The sequence below is a fragment of the Sphingobium sp. TomMM15 genome, assembly GCF_055397045.1.
On the sequence record NZ_AP027315.1, the window covers coordinates 894,124 to 912,178 of the forward strand.

Here is an 18,055-nt window from a genome sequence, read left to right on the forward strand (position 1 = left end):
GGGGCGGGCGTGCCGCCCCCAAGCTTGAACCTCAATAGGTGGATAATTTTATGCGAAGGAGCGCAGGCTGTTCGTTGAAATTGAAGCCGTAGGAAATCTGGTCGCCGTTCCAGCGCCGCCGTGCTTCCCACTGGCCGTTCACGAACGTCCCTTCTTCCGCGCTGAGGACCTGCCCGTTGACAGCCGAATCCGTGGGCGTGAACTGGAACCGGCTATATTGTCCCGCGACCAAAAATTCGTTGGGAGCCAACTGAGCAACGACCCCTCCGCCGACCGGTTCCTTGGCCCAGGGCGGCGGTTCCATGCCTGGCCAGGCGGGCACGTCGAAGTTGTTGTGACCGTAGGTCACCGAAATCTTCCAGCTGCCCATAGTGGTGGAGTCTTCGCCCGCGCTATTCTTCGCAGTGCCCCAAGTGGAGCTTTTGCTGGCGATCGCCGCCCAGTCGCTCGCGATTGGACGGAACAGGCGATAGGGCGCGGCAAAGGCTTCGATCGTGGCTGCGTCTAACTTTCGTGCACCCAGCGGATAGTTTGAATAGCTGGTCGCATCCATGCCGAACGGCGCATAGCCAATAGCTCCACGACCTAGTGCCGACCAGAAGTAGCGCGCTGCCCAAGTCGCGTTGCTCGTTTCCGGAACGAATAGTGCATTGTCAGGGCGGGTATAACGATCCAGCAGGCCTAGATAGGTCTTCTCCAAGGGCAGATAGAGATCAGGACCTATGAGGTCTAGCGCGGGCGCAACGGTTTTCCATATGGGCAACACATTCCAATTGGGGCCTCCGCTCGCAACCTGAGCCGCCATGGCCGTCCCCGTGGCGTCGAACACTGCTGCGTTCGTATAGAGGGGAAGGTTCTTCTCGGCCTTGCCCGCGACGGCAACCTGCTGGACGAAGCGCGCATAGGTCCATGCCGCAAATGCCTGATCCGCCTCCTTGCCGAAGGCTTCCGCCCAAGTACCCGCAGGCTTGCCGGACGCGACGCGGACATCTTCAGGCACTGGCTGCGCGAACAGTTGCTCTGCTGCGGCCGAATAGTCACGCGCGACCCCATGGCTGCCGATCTCATTTTCGACCTGGACCATGATCACCGTGTGCTTGGCGTCTGCTTCACGCAAGTGCCGCATCAGTGCCGTGAAGGCCTTGCGATCCGCCTTGAGTGTTTCTTCGCCCAGCGGTGACAAGGTCATTGTCGGGCGGCCATCGCGGCGCATCAGGCGGGGGAAGCGCTTGGTATCGCTCTTCACCCATTCCGGCGTGTAGGTCGATTCTCCATTCTTCCAGCTGCCAAACCATAGCAGCACGACGCGCATGTCGTTCTGGCGGGCCTGGGTCAGCAGCGTATCGACCCAGCTATAATCGAATTTGCCTTCGGTCGGTTCGAACTGTTCCCAGGCGACCGGAATCTCGATCGTGTTGGCGCTCAACGCCTGCATCACCGGCCACACCTGCGGGAGTACCGAAGGATAATTGCTGGAATTATGAACTTGCGCGCCCAGCATCAGATAGGGCTTGCCGTCAACCATCAGCGCATGGCGGCCATTTTCCGTGCGCAGGCGCGGTATTTCACCAGCGGTAGCCTGTCCAGCGAGCGTAACGCCGCAAAGCATGAGCGTCAGATAACGGAAGGGGTGGCGCACGTGATCTCCTCGTCGACTTTCATTAGGCCCGTTTCAGGCAAGACCATTCGTAGGCCTTGCTACTTGCCACTGGGCCAGGCGTGACAGGCCTTGTCCGGTCGTCGGCATGGCGAGCGCAGCCCTGTAAGCTACATCATTGGGGGCGGTTTTAGTGTGCGAGGTCGACAATGTAAACAACTACGTTTCATTTATGAACGCGGGTCAAATGTCCTCGTTCTGGCTACCCGATAGAATGATCATCCCTCTACCGGCCTGACCGCCGTTGCAGAGGGCTATGATGCGCGGAGCATATTGCCGCAGGGTCTGGGCAATGGGTGGTGGGGAATGGACGTGGCATTCGGGAAGAATGCGCCGCGATCGGGAAGGAAACCGCGGTCCGTATGCTCATCCCCTTTGGGAGGAGATGTTGCCGCCATCGACGACAATTTCCGACGCGGTGATATAGCTTGCCTCATCGGACAAAAGGAAGCGTACAACCCGCGCCACTTCCTCTGGATCGCCAAGACGATTGAGCAGGATGCGCTTTTCGAAATGTCCATGGGGCAGGGCTTCGACTGCGGGACGCATCATGGGCGTCATGATCTGGCCCGGTGATACCGAATTGATGCGGACGCCATCTTGGGCCAGCCGATCGGCCAGTGATCTTACGAGCGACAATATTCCGCCTTTCGCCGCGCTATAGATCGGGTTCATGGCATTGCCGAGAGTTGCGTTGATGGAAGCTATCGCCACGATTGCGGAGCCCGGCTGCGCCGCCAAATCCTGATGGAGCGCCTGAACGATGAAAGCGAGGGAACGGAGATGAATCGCGATCCCGCTGTCCCAGCTTTCCGCCGTCAGCCCGTCCAGCGATGCGGTATCAACAACGCCAGCAGCATGGACCAGTCCGCCCGGCCTGCCGATCGCTTTCCGCGTCGCCGCCAAGGCAGCTTCGATGCCACCAAGTTCACGCAGATCAATCGCAATGCCCGTGGACGCCGTGCCATGTTCCGCCACGATGGCGCGGGCCGCTGCCGACGCCTTGTCGCCGTCGATGTCCCACAGAGCAACAGGGCGGCCAATGACGGCCAGCGCATGAGCGGACGCAAGGCCTATGCCTGATGCGCCACCGGTGATGATGACGGGAGAGGAAGGGGAGGCAATGGCGGGGGCGAGTGACATGCGAGAGAATTCCTTTAACCGAGCGACGAACCCTATTTGTCTAAAAAGCTGGCGAGACGGACGTTGCTAATTCGCAGCGGTCCGTCCGACAGCGGATGGTTCCATATGCCGGTGAGTCCATAATGAGAGATGGGTAGTTGTTCGCAACTAACGTTGCCGACAAGCTCCATCGGAAACACTGCCAATGTCGAAAATTTTTCACAGATTGAATTGGCATTTCATCGACGGCGCCCGCATGTCTAACGTGAAGTTACCATATGGGCTCACCAATTGATCCGACACGGAAAATGGGGATGGAGCTTTTGCTGGCACCAGCTTGGGTGCGGCATCGCTATTTTGGCGCAACGCCCCCAATGAATGGCGAGACGGAGTCCTCGGTGAGCTTCAGCGGCGGATGATCCTGGGCTGATCGCCAAATGACTGGAGCCGAAATGACGGAGCAGACCAGTAGGGCGGCGCGGCATCACATTTGGCCGTTGTCGGCGAATGTCGCTTGATCAATTACACACTAATGTGTAATATATTCTCATCGAGTCCGAAAGCGGACACATAAGAGGAGAAACGGGATGCACGAACGGGTGCTGGACATGAATGCCAGGGTCGATGCCGCGATCGATGCGCTGGACCCCACCATGGCGCTGATGGCGTTGATCCAGATGACCGGCAATCGGACGCTGCTGAACCACTATTGGGACGCAATCGACGGCCGCCAGGAAGATCTGGTCGAGACGTTCGTCGATATCCATGCGCATGAAGAACGGCCGTCCATCGATCCGGCCGTGGTCGCCGAGATCCGGGATCGCCTGCGCGTGGCGGTAAAGGCCGGGAAGCCTCCGGTCATGCCGCAGCTGGACCGGCCGATGTTCAAGCGGATGAGCCGTTTGCTGCTGGGTCAGGACCTTCCCGAAATGTCGGTGGATGTCGCGTTCCAGCATGCCGGGTTCACCACCGACACGCGCATTCGCAAGGCGGCCGATGTCCCGCCCGCCGATTTCAAGGTGCTGGTTGTGGGCGCGGGCATGATGGGCATCAACGCGGCCATCAAATTGCAGCAGGCGGGATTTGACTTCACCGTGCTGGAGGCGATGGACACGGTTGGCGGCAACTGGCTGACCAACACTTATCCGGGCGCGGCGGTCGACACGCCGAGCCGCATCTATTCCTTCTCCTTCGAGCCCAATGCTTCGTGGACGCAATTCTACCCGCGCGGCCAGGAATTCCTGTCCTATCTGGATCGCGTCACCGACAAATATGGCCTTCGCGACCGGATCCGGTTCGGCACCTGGGTCGAGGGTGCGGAATGGGATGAGAAGCGCAAGATCTGGACGGTGAAGGCGGTCCGGAACGGCAAGCCGGAAAGCCATGAGTGCAACGTCCTCATCATGGCGGTGGGACCCAACAACAATCCCAATTATCCCAAGGTGAAGAATCTCGACAGCTTCAAGGGGCCGGTCATTCATTCGGCCGCCTGGGACCATTCGGTCGATCTGACGGGCAAGAAGGTCGTCCTGGTCGGCACGGGCTGTTCGGGCGTACAGGTGGCGACGGCCATTGCCGACAAGGTTGGCGAACTGGTGATCGTGCAGCGCCAGCCGGAACATATCATCCCCAATCCGCAGGCGCATGCGCCGGTGGCGGAACTCGAGCGCTGGGCGATGGAATATGTGCCCTTCGTCGCGCAGTGGAAGCGGCTGCAAAGCCTACACAGCCAGATGCGCGACATGCACGGCATGATCATGAAGGATGAGGACTATGCCGCGAAGACGGGCGGCTTTGGTCCGATCAACGACGGCATGCGGATGATGTGCGAAGGCTATCTGAAGAGTCATTTCCCGGACGATCCGGAAATGGTGGAATTGCTGACACCCAACTTCCCGGTGTTCGCGAAACGGCCGATCCTGGATTGCGGTTTTTACGACACGCTCAAAAAGCCCAATGTGTCGATCGTGCGCGGCGAATTGGCCGAGGCCGAGCAGGACGCGGTGATCCTGGCCGATGGCACGCGGATCGAATGCGACGTGCTGCTGCTGTCGACCGGCTATAATCTGCATTTCGGGCGGCAGTTCGACATCCGCGGCGCCGGTGGCGAAACTTTGACGGACGCGTTCGACCCGCATCCCTTCTCCTATGAAGGCATGCTGATCACCGGCTTCCCCAACTTCGTCTTCATGGGCGCGCCCTACAGCTATCTGGTCGCCAACCATGCGGTGGTGAGCGAGCAGCAGGTCCATTATATCGTCGAACTGCTGCAATGGATGGTGGACGATCATCTGTCGTCCTTCGATGTCTCGCCAGAGGCGACGCAGGCGTTCATCAACGATGTCGATGCGAACCTGGCCAAGACCGCCTGGGTCCAGTGCGGCAGCGCCCATGGCTATTATCGCGACAAGGGCGCCGACGGGCAGAAGAAGGTCATCCTCGCCATCCCGCGCCACAACTCGCGCATCTGGCATGTCCTGCGCTCGCCCCGCGAAGAAGACTTCAACGTCACGCGCGCCGGTGATGCCGTTAAACCCGCACCGCGCGAAATGGAAATGCTGACCATCTGATCAGGGACAGTGGCGGACAATCAAACAAGGAGAGATGTAATGGAACTTCCTTTCGGTGCGGAGCAAGATATCGACTTCATGTTCACGAAGTTGATCGTTCACGACATAGAAAAGTCTGACGCCTTCTATAAATCCGTGTTCGGGCTCGTCGAAATGAACCGAATGGAAGCGAATATCGCTGGTCGGGCGGTTGTGGAAATCGTCTACCAGCCGACTTACAAGGGCGGCCCGCTGTTCATTCTGGCGAGCTTTCCCGACGACACGCAACCTGCTCGCAATGAATCGATCATCGGCTTTGCGAGCGGAGATTTCGACGCTTGCTTGCAGCGCATCGAGAAGGCTGGCGGAACCGTGTTGGAAGATCGATCGATTCCTGACGTGGGGCGTCACGCTTTTGTGAAGGATCTTGAAGGGCATCTCCTTCAGATCAGTCAGCGGCACGGCTGAGTGGTTATGCAGGGAAATATGCTGATGCACCGTAGATCGCTGCCTGATCGCAAGCTGTTCGACCAATTGCACCGGACGGTTGCGCCGGGCGATCATTATGGTCTTGCATTCCCCATCTCTCCAGAAATGCTGGCGGAATTCGGTGCGGCGTTTCTGACAGAGGCCTTCCGGGCTTCGGGGGTCATGTCCGCCGACAATGAAGTCACGGCAATAGTCGCGCTGAATCCGATCAGTGTTCCGGGAGCGTCCGAGCGAGCGCTTCTTACCGTAGCCTATGCGCGGGACGAAGAAGGATTGCACACCGAACTGTTCGCCAAGTTTCCACCGGCGGATGCCGATCATAAATTTGGCCTGATCCGCCTGGGTAGCGGCGAGATCGACATGCAGCGCCTTGCGCGTGAAGTTGATCTTCCGGTCACGACGGCGAAATATTATTTCGGTGACTATTCTGGCAGCACGACCAATTATATCCTGATTACAGAGCGTATTGCCTTCGGCGTGGCGCCGATCGAGCTGGCTCACCGCAAAGGATATGATCACGAGATCAGTAATGTCGAGGATCATTATGTGCTGCTCGCACGATCGTTGGCACATTTGGTGGCGGCGCAAAAACGCGGCGCGCTCGGGTCGGACATCGAGAAAATATTTCCCTTTGGAGAAGCCGCGCGCGACTTCGACCCGATACCGGATGCCACTGCCAAGATCGCAATGCTCGAGAAATTCGTCACACGTACCGCGCCACATCTATTCATAGATGAGGTGTCCGATCCAGACTTCATGGCACGTTGGCGAGAGGATGTGCTGTTCGGGCTGGAGCATAAGGACGCGGTTATTGCTTACCTGCACGAGGACCGCGATTATACTGGCCTTTGCCATCCAAATCTGAACGTGGATAACGCTTGGTACTGGCGCGAACCATCGGGAGAGCTTAAGGTTGGGTTGCTCGATTGGGGAGGCGCGGGCCAAATGAGCATCGCGCAGGCGTTGAGCGGCATGATGATGATGCCGGAGCCGGAAAGATACCGGGAACTGGTCGACCTGGTCTTTCGGACCTTCACGGCTGAACTGGAGGAAAAGTCCGGAGTCCTGTTGGATCCCGTCGAACTACGCCTGCAATATAAGGCCTCGCTCTATTCAACAGCGATCTGCACGATCCTGGACATAATCGCCGGTGTCCTTGATCAGGTTCCGGCAGATGTTTGGGCATCCATGCAGAACCGTTCGGATCAGGCATTGAGGGATAGTGGACTGCTGCCCGCGATAATCTGGGTCGACAATATTCTCCGCGAATGGTGCGAAGACATCACTCCTGGAGATGCATGCCGCCAGATCGTTGCGCCGCTCCAATCCGCCAAGACTTTGTCCGGTCAAGGTCGCTGACTGCATCGACCTTGATCTGTCTGGAGGCCCGAGCCTGAAAGCTGCTGTATCTGGGCGGGCATGGAGGATGCCGATCGACCGATGGCACAAGAGCCACGGTGGTCGGCGCCGACTGCACCGGGCTTTGATCTCGGTGCAGCGTGGAGAGTTTACTTGTGATGATGGCTGGAAAGGACATAAGGGGCATAGAGTTTAAGCTTTGGGTGGAACATGCCGCTTACGGGAAAGACGACAGAAAAGGAGGATTCCGCTGGGGCAAAGGCCGAAGATCGGCTGACGCCCAATCGCCGAACTGGTCGGCCGCCTAATAAAAAGGCGGGCCAGATCGATGAGGCGATCTTGAGCGCGGCGCGGGATCTGTTCTTGTCGGTCGGATATGAGGCGACGACCATGGAGGCGGTAGCGCAGGGGGCAGGGGTTTCCAAAAGAACCCTATATGCGCGCCATTCGACCAAGGAAGCGCTCATGAAAGCGGTTGTGGAAGACCGTGTGCGTAGATGGTCGAATGAAGCAAGCGCCAATAATGTCGATCTTCCGCAGGAATTTTCCGAACGCCTGAAACATCATGTCCGGACTGCGATGGCTTCATTGGGAAACCCGGAAATTCAGCAGTTCGATCGACTGATCCTGGCAACAGCTTCGCGGTTTCCCGAAATCGCCGAAACCTTTTACAAGATCGGATATTGTTACGAACTTCAGTTCCTGACCGACGAAATTACCGAGGGAACGAAGAACGACCCGGTTCCTGCCGAAAATCCACAGCGCGTCGCCCGGCAATTGCTGAGCATGATCCAGGGATGGCGCCGGACGGAGGAAACGATACGGGTTTTGAGCCTGGAAGAAGCAGCGAGTTTCGCTGACGATGCCGTCGATGTCCTGTTACGCGGGCGGGACAGCTGGTAATCGTCCACCCAAAGCGGGAGCGGTTCAGAACTGGATGATAATAAACTGGCCGGGAGTGATAACCCCGGCCAGTAGCATTTTCCGTCTTATTTCTTTGGGAGCTTCGCCAAGTCTGCGTCAATGTCGGCGAGAACCTTGTCCGTGATCGCATCAGGCGAATATTGCTGAATATCCTTGAGGGTCATCGCGCGGGCCATGTCGACCTGATCGCTGGTTGTCATTTCGGGAATATGCTTTGCCAGCACTGCCTTGGCTGCGGGATCATCGAGCAGGGTGCCGATTTCCGTCGTAGAGGAGGAATAGGCCGTCTGCGCCAAGGCAGGTATAGGCGACATGGCAATCAAGGCGGCGGCGATCATCCAGTTCTTCATTATACTCTCCGTTTGTAAGCCACTTGGGGGTAATGCACCTTTGTAAAAATGCAACGCATATGTTTACTTCGTTGGGGATATACGGCTATGCCTTGCTCGCTGCTGAACAACCATGCCGCAGGAATGGATGGGAACATATCTTACCCAAAATTCGAGCGGGCGGCGCGGATATATGTCGGCCTGATCGATGTCGCGGCGGTGCGGCTGATTGGCCAGAGCATGTTTCAAGACGCTCGGCGTTGATATTAAAAGGCGGGAGGGAAGTTGATGGTGAGCGGTAAGAGCATGGCGATGCGCGTCCTCAAATGGCTGGTGGCCTTCATCGTCCTTGCGGTGATCGCGTTGGCGGTCATGTTCACGATGGCGGTGGGGCCGGGTAATGCGGGCCGCCTCGTCTTCGGCATTGGCGCGGGCTATGATAAGACCCCGCCGCAGCTGCCCGCCAAGCTGTCGGGCAATACCATCCTCATCTTTTCAAAGACGAATGGCTTTCGCGATGATGAGTCGATCGTCGCCGCAAATCGCGCGTTGGAGGAGATTGCAAAGGCGCGTGGCTGGAGCAGCTACACGACGGAAAATGCCGCGATATTCAATCCGGCGCAGCTCGCCCGGTTCAAGGCGGTGGTGTGGAACAGCGTCAGCGGTGACGTGCTGACGCCGGAGCAACGCAGCGCCTTTCGCGCGTGGCTGGAAAAGGGCGGCGGCTTCGTTGGTTTGCATGGCGCGGGTGGCGATCCGCAATATGCGTGGCGCTGGTATGTCGATGATTTGATCGGCGCGCAGTTTATCGGCCATATCATGGACCCGCAATTTCAGGCGGCGAACCTGAATGTCGAGGATCGCGATCATCCCGCGACCCGCGATTTGCCCAAGGTCTGGCGACGGACGGACGAATGGTATTCCTTCGCGTCAAATCCTCGGGACAAGGGCTACCGCATCCTCGTCACCATCGACGAGAAAAGCTACAGCCCGTTTGAAAAGCTGCTCCCCTTCACCAAGCCCAAGGATATCCGTATGGGCGCCGACCATCCGATGGTGTGGACTCATTGCGTGGGCGATGGACGCGCATTCTATTCCGCGCTGGGTCATGCCGCGTCCACCTATGGCGAGCCGCTACATCGCAAGATGATCGGCGGAGCTATCGCCTGGGCGGCGGGGCTGGAAGGACCGCGCTGTGTGGGTGGCGAGCTTTCGAAATAAGGGGTCAGGCGGCGTGTAGACGTCGCAATTCGGAAGAAAAACGGCGCAGGGTTTCGCTCGCTTCAACCCGTCCACTGCTTGCCGGGTCGATCAATATCCCGATCTTGCGACGTTGGTCGAAACCGGAAAGCGCGGGCATCGCTATGCCGGGTTGCAGGAAACAACGGGGCATGACGGTGATGCCGAGCCCGGCGCGGAGGAAGGCGATCGCGCGGTCGTCGCTAACCGTGCGGGCGGTGAAGAAGGGGCGGACGCCGCGCTGTGTGAAGAAGCGGCTGACTGCGGCAAGCGCTTCGCAATTGCGGCGGACGATCATGTCCATGCCTGCGACCTCATCCGCGTCCAGCCTTTCTCGATCGGCCAGTGGATGCCTGCCCGACAGGGCGAGGGCGTAGCCTTCCTCGAACAGGGTTTCTCGGGCGCGCGCATCATTGTCCAGCACGCCAATGACGGCATCGATCCGGCCACGTTCAAGGCGCGGCAGCAATTCCCGCATGCGTCCTTCGACGATTTCCAGCCTTTCGCCTTTCGCCTCACAGGCGTGCCGAGTGGCTTGTTCGATCCAATGGGACGGCAATGTCGATATTATGCCGAGGCGAATGAGCTTGCTGCTGTCATTTTCCGCCATTGCCTGCTGGGCGCGGGCGAACTCTGCTTCTATGCGGCGGGCATGAGCGGCAAACCGGCTGCCTGCTGGAGTCAGTTCCACGCGGCGATTGGTGCGATGGAACAGGACGTGCCCGATCTGCGCTTCCAGCTTGGCGATGCCCACGGACAAGGTGGGTTGCGACACGCCGCATTGTTGGGCCGCGCGGGAGAAGTTGCCGTGATCCACCACTGCCAGAAAATAGTGGATGAGGTAGCGTTCAATCATAGACCGTATCTATGATATCATTAGTGTCTGGTCAATTTTCCAGCCGTCCGAGGGCATGATAAAAGGGCGCAAGATATTCAGGAGAGGCCATGACGCCCGATTTCGATTTCGCTCTGGGTGACAATGCTCAGATGATCCGGGAAACGACCCACCGCTTTGCGACGGATTTGATCGCGCCACTGGCCGTGCGGATCGATGCGGAGGATTGGTTCCCGCGCGACGAACTGTGGCCCGCGATGGGCGCGCTCGGCCTGCACGGTATTACCGTCGCGGAGGAGGACGGTGGCCTTGGCCTCGGCTATCTGGAGCATGTGGTCGCGCAGGAGGAGGTGGCGCGGGCCTCTGCCTCCATCGGGCTGAGCTATGGCGCGCATTCCAACCTGTGCGTCAATCAAATCCGCCGCTGGGGCAATGCGGAGCAGAAAGCGCGCTATCTGCCCAAGCTGATATCCGGCGAGCATGTCGGCAGCCTGGCCATGTCGGAGGCGGGAGCTGGGTCCGATGTCATTTCGATGAAGCTGAAGGCGGAAAAGAAGGGCGACCGCTATATCCTGAATGGCACCAAATATTGGATCACCAATGCGACCTATGCCGATACGCTGGTTGTCTATGCCAGGACGGGAGAGGGATCGAAGGGGATAACGACCTTCCTGATCGAAAAGGGCTTCAAGGGCTTTTCCATCGGCCAGAAGATCGACAAGGTCGGCATGCGTGGTTCACCAACCGCCGAACTGGTGTTCGAGGATTGCGAAGTTCCGGAAGAGAATATCATGGGTCCGCTGAACGGCGGCGCTGGCGTGCTTATGTCGGGTCTGGATTATGAGCGCACTGTGCTGGCGGGTATCCAGCTTGGGATCATGCAGGCATGCCTCGACACGGTGGTGCCCTATGTTCGGGAGCGCCACCAGTTCGGCAAGCCGATCGGCGCATTCCAGTTGATGCAGGCGAAGGTGGCCGACATGTATGTCGCGCTGAATTCGGCGCGTGCTTATGTCTATGCAGTGGCGCGGGCCTGTGACGCGGGCAGGACGACGCGGTTCGACGCAGCGGGTGCCATATTGCTGGCGAGCGAGAATGCGGTGCGGGTATCGCTGGAGGCGGTGCAGGCGCTAGGTGGTGCGGGCTATACGAAGGATTGGCCGGTCGAACGCTATATGCGCGACGCCAAGCTGCTGGATATCGGGGCTGGGACGAATGAGATTCGCCGCATGCTGATCGGCCGGGAGCTTATCGGCGCATGAGCGGGCCAGCGCTCGACACGAAGCTGTCATCGCAGGCGGATGGGTTTCGCACCAATGCTGCCCATAATCTGGCGTTGGTGGAGGAGCTGCGGGCGAAGGTTGCCGCTGCGGCAGTCGGTGGACCGGCCAAGGCGCGGGACAAGCATGTCGGGCGCGGCAAGCTGTTGCCCCGCGAACGGGTGGAGCGGTTGCTGGACCCCGGCAGTCCTTTTCTGGAGATCGGGCAACTCGCGGCCAATGACATGTATCATGGCGAGGTGCCGGGCGCTGGCCTGATAACGGGTATCGGTCGCGTTGAGGGACGGCAGGTGATGATCGTCTGCAACGATGCGACGGTGAAGGGCGGCACTTACTATCCTCTGACGGTGAAGAAGCATTTGCGCGCGCAGGAAATCGCGCTCGAAAACAGGCTGCCCTGCATTTATCTGGTAGATAGCGGCGGTGCGAACCTCCCCAATCAGGCCGAAGTATTTCCCGACCGGGAGCATTTTGGGCGCATCTTCTACAATCAGGCGCAGATGTCGGCGCGAGGCATTCCCCAGATCGCCTGCGTCATGGGCAGTTGTACGGCGGGTGGGGCCTATGTGCCCGCAATGTCGGACGAGACGGTGATCGTGCGCAATCAGGGGACGATCTTCCTTGCCGGGCCGCCGCTGGTGCAAGCGGCGACGGGAGAGGTCATCAGCGCCGAGGATCTGGGCGGCGGCGACCTGCATGGCCGCAAGTCCGGCGTGGTGGATCATGTCGCGGAGAATGACGAGCATGCGCTAAGCATCGTCCGGGACATCATATCGACGCTTCAGCCCGCACCCGCGATCGACGTTAACATGCGCGAGCCGGTGCTGCCGAAATATGATGCGCAGGAACTCTATGGCATCGTGCCGCAGGATGTCCGCGCGCCCTATGATGTACGGGAGGTCATCGCGCGCATCGTGGATGGCAGCGAATTTCATGAGTTCAAGGCGCTGTACGGGACGACGCTGGTGTGCGGCTTCGCTTATATATGGGGCATGCCGGTCGCCATCCTAGCCAATAATGGCGTGCTGTTCAGCGAGAGCGCGGTCAAAGGCGCGCATTTCATAGAATTGGCGTGCCAGCGGCGGATACCGCTGCTGTTCCTGCAAAATATCTCCGGCTTCATGGTCGGGGGCAAATATGAGGCCGAGGGTATCGCCAAAAATGGCGCGAAGCTGGTGACGGCGGTTGCGACCGCGAGCGTGCCGAAAATCACCCTGCTGATCGGCGGAAGCTTTGGCGCGGGTAATTATGGCATGTGCGGTAGGGCCTATAGTCCCCGCTTCCTTTTCACTTGGCCTAATAGCCGCATTTCCGTGATGGGTGGCGAGCAGGCAGCGAGCGTGCTGGCGACTGTGCATCGGGATGCGGAAAAATGGACGGCGGAGGAGGCGGAAGCCTTCAAGGCGCCGATCCGCCAGAAATATGAGGATGAGGGCAATCCCTATCACGCAACCGCCCGGTTGTGGGATGATGGCGTCATCGATCCAGCCCAGACGCGTGATGTGCTGGGCCTGGCCTTTGCGGCGACGCTGAACGCTCCTATTGCTGAGCGCCCGTCGTTCGGCATTTTCCGGATGTGATGACGATGATCCAGTCCCTTCTCATCGCCAACCGTGGCGAGATCGCATGCCGGATCATCCGCACCGCGCGGCGGCTCGGTATTCGTACCGTCGCAGTCTATTCGGACGCGGATGCCGATGCGCTGCACGTCCGTTCTGCTGACGAGGCGGTGCATATCGGCGCGTCGCCGGTGCGCGAAAGCTATCTGCTGGGGGCGCGCATCATTGATGCGGCTCGACAGACGGGTGCGCAGGCTATTCACCCCGGCTATGGCTTCCTGTCGGAGAATGCTGAGTTCGCGCAGGCTGTGATCGACGCTGGGTTGATCTGGGTCGGACCCAATCCCGCGAGCATCACGGCGATGGGCCTCAAGGATGCGGCGAAGAAGCTGATGAGCGAGGCGGGCGTGCCGACGACGCCCGGCTATCTGGGGGAGGATCAGAGTCCCGACAGGCTGAAAGCCGAGGCGGACGCTATCGGCTATCCCGTGTTGATCAAGGCGGTCGCTGGCGGTGGCGGCAAGGGAATGCGCAAGGTCGATAGCGCGGCGGACTTTGCCGATGCGCTAATGTCCTGCCAGCGCGAGGCGGCGTCTTCCTTTGGCAATGATCAGGTGCTGCTGGAAAAATGGGTAACGAACCCGCGCCATATCGAGGTGCAGGTATTCGGCGACAGTCACGGCAATGTGGTCCACCTGTTCGAACGCGACTGCTCGCTCCAGCGGCGGCACCAGAAGGTGATCGAGGAAGCGCCCGCGCCGGGCATGGATGAACAGACGCGGGAGGCGATTTGTCAGGCGGCCGTGCGCGCGGCCAAGGCGGTCGACTATGTGGGCGCCGGGACGATCGAGTTCATTGCGGACGGCTCCGAAGGGCTGCGGGCGGATCGCATCTGGTTCATGGAAATGAACACCCGCCTTCAGGTCGAGCATCCGGTGACGGAGGAGGTTACCGGGCAGGATCTGGTCGAATGGCAATTGCGGGTGGCGTCGGGCGAGCCTTTGCCCAAGGCGCAGGATGAACTGTCGATCAGCGGCTGGGCGATGGAAGCGCGCCTTTATGCTGAAGACCCCGCGAAGGGCTTCCTGCCTTCGATCGGCAGGCTGGACCGTTTCGATGTCGGACCATGTTATCGTGTCGATACCGGGGTGGAGCAGGGGGCGGAGATATCGTCCTTCTACGATCCGATGATCGCGAAGCTGATCGCGTGGGGTCCAGATCGCGACGCCGCGCGGCTGGGCTTGTCGCAAACGCTGGAGGAGACGGTCATATGGCCGCTCAAGACCAATGCTGGCTTTCTGGCGAAGGCGCTCCAACATCCCGATTTCGCTGACGGCCGGGTAGATACCGGACTGATCGGGCGTGAGGGGGAGGCGCTGTTGCCGTCTGCCTTGCCCTCAACGGCGGCTTTGGAAGATGCGGCGTTCAAGCTCGCGGCGCCGGGGCCGATGGCTGGCTTTCGCCTGAATGCGGAGGCGCGGCGCGACGGCTGGTTCCTGCTGGATGGAGCGCCGGTGAAGGTTGCGCTGGCGGTTTCGAGCGGGGCCAGGACTGGACGTAGCGTGATCGTCGCGGAGGGCGGCCAGAGTTGGCAGCTGACGCCTTGGCGAACTGGCGGGCTGGGAGGCGGTGAGGCGTCCGATGGCGCGATCCTCTCGCCAATGCCGGGGCGGATCATTTCCGTGTCCGTCGCGGCGGGAGACAAGGTGACGAAGGGGCAGAAGCTGTTGACGTTGGAGGCCATGAAGATGGAACATGGCCTTGTCGCGCCGTTCGATGGGGAAGTCGTCGAACTGCACGGCGTTGAAGGCGGACAGGTGAGTGAAGGCACGCTGCTCGTCAAAATAGCAAAAGCGGAGGAAGGTTGATGGCCGGGAAGTTTTTCGAACAATGGGAAGTGGGGCAGACCCTTGTTCACGAAATCCGGCGGACGGTTACGGAAACCGATAACCTGCTTTTTTCGACGATGACGCATAATCCGCAGCCGCTGCATCTGGATGTCGAAGCGGCCAAGGCGAGCGAATTTGGCCAGATACTGGTCAACGGTACCTTCACCTTTGCATTGATGATCGGACTGTCCGTGGGCGACACGACGCTGGGGACGCTGATCGCCAATCTGGGCTATGACAAGCTCGTCATGCCCAAGCCCGTATTCCTGGGCGACACTTTGCGCGCCGAGACCGAGGTCATGGAGTTGCGGCCGAGCAAATCCCGGCCGGGCTCGGGCGTCGTCACCTTTTCGCACCGGCTGCTGAACCAGCGGTATGAGCTGGTATGCCAGTGTTTGCGCATGACGTTGATCAAGGGCGGCGGTGCATGATCATAGGCGCGCACCTATATGATTTTATCGGCAGTAGCGGCGTTGTGCCAACCCTAGCTGGCTTTTGAAGGAAGTTGTCATGCAGAATGATCCTGTTGTCATCGCCGGTTATGCCCGCACGCCCATGGGTGGGTTCCAGGGGATATTCTCCCCTTTAAAGGCGACCGATCTGGGCGCGGCTGCGGTCAAGGCGGCGGTCGAGCGCGCGGGTGCGCCTGTGGATGCGATCGACCGTATCTACATGGGCTGCGTCCTGCCAGCGGGCTTGGGGCAGGCGCCCGCGCGGCAGGCGGCGTTGGGCGCGGGCCTTGGCCTCAACACGCAGGCGACCACCGTGAACAAGATGTGTGGTTCGGGCATGCAGGCCGCCATCATGGCGCAGGAGGCGCTGCAGGCAGGCGCGGCCGACCTGATTGTGGCGGGTGGCATGGAAAGCATGACGAACGCGCCCTATGCGCTGCCCAAGCACCGGTCCGGCGCACGTATCGGTCACGATCGGATCATCGATACGATGATGATGGACGGGCTGGAGGACGCCTATCAACCCGGCAAGGCGATGGGTGTCTTTGCCGAGGAGGCGGTGCGTGATTATCAGTTCACGCGCGCGGAGCAGGACGGCTATGCGATCCGATCCTTGGAACGGGCGCAGGCGGCCATCGCGAGCGGCGCTTTCCAGCGCGAGATCGCAGCAGTGACAGTGCCCGGGCGTGGCGGCGATACGTTGGTGGATACCGACGAGCAGCCGGGTAAGGCCCGTCCGGACAAGATCCCCTCGCTAAGGCCCGTTTTCGTTGCCGATGGCACCATCACGGCGGCGAATAGTTCGTCCATTTCCGACGGGGCCGCGGCACTGGTGATGACACGGCGCAGTGTGGCGGAGCGTATGGGTTTGCCGGTAATAGCCACGGTAGTGGCCAGCGCCGCACACGCCCATGAACCGGCCCGCTTTACGACCGCACCCGTTCCGGCGATGCGCAAGCTGCTGGACAAGGCGGGCTGGTCCGTGGCCGACGTTGATCTGTTTGAGGTGAACGAAGCCTTCGCCGTTGTTGCGATGATCGCGGCCAAGGATCTTGGCATCCCCGCCGACAAGTTGAACGTTAATGGCGGTGCGACTGCGCTGGGGCATCCGATCGGGGCTTCGGGCGCGCGGATCATTGCTACTCTGCTGGGCGCGCTGGAGGAGCGCGGTCTCAAGCGCGGCGTGGCAAGCCTGTGCATCGGCGGTGGCGAAGCGACAGCTATGGCGTTTGAGCTCGCCTGACGCATTGGCGCCTTCCCTTTTCAGCGCGGCAACAATAAGCCTCTCGTCCTGAGATCAACTATCGAGAGGCAGGCGCTGGATGAAGGCGGTGGGATTCAAAGAGGGCGGCCCGCTGGAGCGGGAGGACTCGCTGATCGACATTGAGGTCGCCGATCCGTCGCCTGGCCCTCGCGATCTGCTCGTTCGTGTGCGTGCTGTGTCCGTCAATCCGGTCGACACGAAAGTGCGCGGCGGCGCCAAGCCCGCTGAGGAGCCGATGGTTCTGGGCTATGACGCGGCGGGCGTGGTGGAAGCCGTCGGCGCTGACGTCACGCTTTTCGCGCCGGGTGACGAAGTCTTCTATGCTGGCACCATCAAGCGGCCGGGGACCAATTCGGAACTGCACGTCGTCGATGAGCGGATTGTCGGTCCAAAGCCGCGTTCCTTCGATTTCGCGCAGGCGGCCGCGCTCCCGCTGACCGGGCTTACGGCATGGGAGCTGTTGTTCGATCGTCTGCGCGTGCCGCGGGGCGGGGGTGAAGGACAGGCGATCCTGATCGTCAACGGCGCTGGCGGCGTCGGATCGATGCTGGTGCAGTTCGCGCGGCAGCTGACCAAGCTGCGCGTGATCGCTACCGCTTCGCGCCCGGAAACCATCGCCTGGGTGAAGCAGATGGGCGCGCATGATGTGATCGACCACCGAAAGCCCTTGAACGAAGGGCTAGCCGCGATCGGCGTCAAGGCGGTCAACTTCGTGGCAAGTCTGGCTGGGAGCGAACAGCATCTGCCAGCCTATGCCCGCATCATCGCGCCTCAAGGAAGCCTGGCGGTTATCGACGACGTAAAGAGTTTCGACATCGTGGCCCTCCGGCAAAAGTCGATCACGGTCGCGTGGGAGGGTGTTTTCACGCGCTCCATCTACGAAACCCCGGACATGATCGAACAGCATCGCATATTGTCCGAGATTGCGCGGCTGGTGGATGAAGGGGTTTTGCAGGGGACGATGACGCGCGATCTAGGATTGATGAGTGCCGCCACCCTTAAGGCCGCGCATGAGCTGGTCGAAACGGGCGCATCCATCGGGAAGGTCGTTCTGCGGGCGTAGGTTTTTTCACGGGCTGCTTCAGCCATGCTGCCGCAGCCTTGACCT

At 60.2% G+C, this 18,055-nt stretch carries 15 protein-coding genes; 11 read left to right on the top strand and 4 right to left on the bottom strand.

What is annotated here, in order from left to right:
- Positions 1-31 precede the first annotated feature (31 nt).
- Both ACZ51H_RS16800 and ACZ51H_RS16805 read right to left on the bottom strand, forming a co-directional pair.
- A complete protein-coding gene (locus ACZ51H_RS16800) occupies positions 32-1,639 on the bottom strand; it encodes a DUF5597 domain-containing protein (protein ID WP_464803167.1) in 1,608 nt (535 codons plus the stop codon).
- A 384-nt stretch (positions 1,640-2,023) separates the two neighbouring features.
- A complete protein-coding gene (locus ACZ51H_RS16805) occupies positions 2,024-2,800 on the bottom strand; it encodes an SDR family NAD(P)-dependent oxidoreductase (protein WP_460989010.1) in 777 nt (258 codons plus the stop codon).
- A gap of 566 nt (positions 2,801-3,366) precedes the next feature.
- On the opposite strand from ACZ51H_RS16805, the gene ACZ51H_RS16810 reads away from it, so the two are divergent.
- From ACZ51H_RS16810 to ACZ51H_RS16825, 4 genes are all read left to right on the top strand, one after another.
- Positions 3,367-5,349, top strand: a complete 1,983-nt coding sequence (locus ACZ51H_RS16810) for a flavin-containing monooxygenase (RefSeq protein ID WP_464803168.1) — start codon at positions 3,367-3,369, stop codon at positions 5,347-5,349.
- A 39-nt stretch (positions 5,350-5,388) separates the two neighbouring features.
- Positions 5,389-5,796, top strand: coding sequence for a VOC family protein (locus ACZ51H_RS16815; RefSeq protein WP_464780132.1), 408 nt, complete (start codon positions 5,389-5,391; stop codon positions 5,794-5,796).
- A gap of 24 nt (positions 5,797-5,820) precedes the next feature.
- The gene (locus tag ACZ51H_RS16820) at positions 5,821-7,176 is read left to right on the top strand and encodes a hypothetical protein (protein WP_464803169.1); all 1,356 of its coding nucleotides are present in this window, start codon (positions 5,821-5,823) and stop codon (positions 7,174-7,176) included.
- Between the two features lie 210 nt (positions 7,177-7,386).
- Entirely contained in the window at positions 7,387-8,079 is a 693-nt protein-coding gene (locus ACZ51H_RS16825; protein ID WP_464803170.1) for a TetR/AcrR family transcriptional regulator, read from the top strand.
- Between the two features lie 86 nt (positions 8,080-8,165).
- Here ACZ51H_RS16825 and ACZ51H_RS16830 read toward each other — a convergent pair whose 3' ends face one another.
- Positions 8,166-8,450, bottom strand: a complete 285-nt coding sequence (locus ACZ51H_RS16830) for a hypothetical protein (protein WP_464803171.1) — start codon at positions 8,448-8,450, stop codon at positions 8,166-8,168.
- 270 nt (positions 8,451-8,720) lie between these two features.
- Between ACZ51H_RS16830 and ACZ51H_RS16835 the strand changes: the two genes are divergently transcribed.
- Positions 8,721-9,650, top strand: a complete 930-nt coding sequence (locus ACZ51H_RS16835) for a ThuA domain-containing protein (RefSeq protein ID WP_464803172.1) — start codon at positions 8,721-8,723, stop codon at positions 9,648-9,650.
- A 4-nt stretch (positions 9,651-9,654) separates the two neighbouring features.
- Here the strand turns inward: ACZ51H_RS16835 and ACZ51H_RS16840 are convergent, their stop codons facing one another.
- Entirely contained in the window at positions 9,655-10,524 is an 870-nt protein-coding gene (locus ACZ51H_RS16840; protein WP_460989015.1) for a LysR family transcriptional regulator, read from the bottom strand.
- Positions 10,525-10,613: 89 nt separating this feature from the next.
- Here ACZ51H_RS16840 and ACZ51H_RS16845 point away from each other — a divergent pair, with 89 nt between their 5' ends.
- The 6 genes from ACZ51H_RS16845 to ACZ51H_RS16870 all read left to right on the top strand — a co-directional run bounded on the left by ACZ51H_RS16845 (position 10,614) and on the right by ACZ51H_RS16870 (position 18,010).
- A complete protein-coding gene (locus ACZ51H_RS16845; protein WP_464803173.1) occupies positions 10,614-11,765 on the top strand; it encodes an acyl-CoA dehydrogenase family protein in 1,152 nt (383 codons plus the stop codon).
- Entirely contained in the window at positions 11,762-13,363 is a 1,602-nt protein-coding gene (locus tag ACZ51H_RS16850; protein ID WP_464803174.1) for a carboxyl transferase domain-containing protein, read from the top strand. The genes ACZ51H_RS16845 and ACZ51H_RS16850 overlap by 4 nt, the downstream gene beginning before the upstream one ends.
- Before the next feature lie 5 nt (positions 13,364-13,368).
- Positions 13,369-15,210 (top strand): acetyl/propionyl/methylcrotonyl-CoA carboxylase subunit alpha, encoded by a 1,842-nt coding sequence (locus ACZ51H_RS16855; RefSeq protein ID WP_464803175.1) that lies wholly within the window; start codon positions 13,369-13,371, stop codon positions 15,208-15,210.
- Entirely contained in the window at positions 15,210-15,662 is a 453-nt protein-coding gene (locus tag ACZ51H_RS16860; protein ID WP_464803176.1) for a MaoC family dehydratase, read from the top strand. The genes ACZ51H_RS16855 and ACZ51H_RS16860 overlap by 1 nt, the downstream gene beginning before the upstream one ends.
- A 79-nt stretch (positions 15,663-15,741) precedes the next feature.
- Positions 15,742-16,926 carry an acetyl-CoA C-acyltransferase gene (locus tag ACZ51H_RS16865; RefSeq protein WP_464803177.1) on the top strand — a complete coding sequence of 395 codons (1,185 nt, stop codon included), beginning with the start codon at positions 15,742-15,744 and terminating at the stop codon, positions 16,924-16,926.
- 79 nt (positions 16,927-17,005) lie between these two features.
- Positions 17,006-18,010: a zinc-binding alcohol dehydrogenase family protein gene (locus tag ACZ51H_RS16870; RefSeq protein ID WP_460989021.1), complete on the top strand. Its 1,005-nt coding sequence runs from the start codon at positions 17,006-17,008 to the stop codon at positions 18,008-18,010.
- Positions 18,011-18,055: the final 45 nt, after the last annotated feature.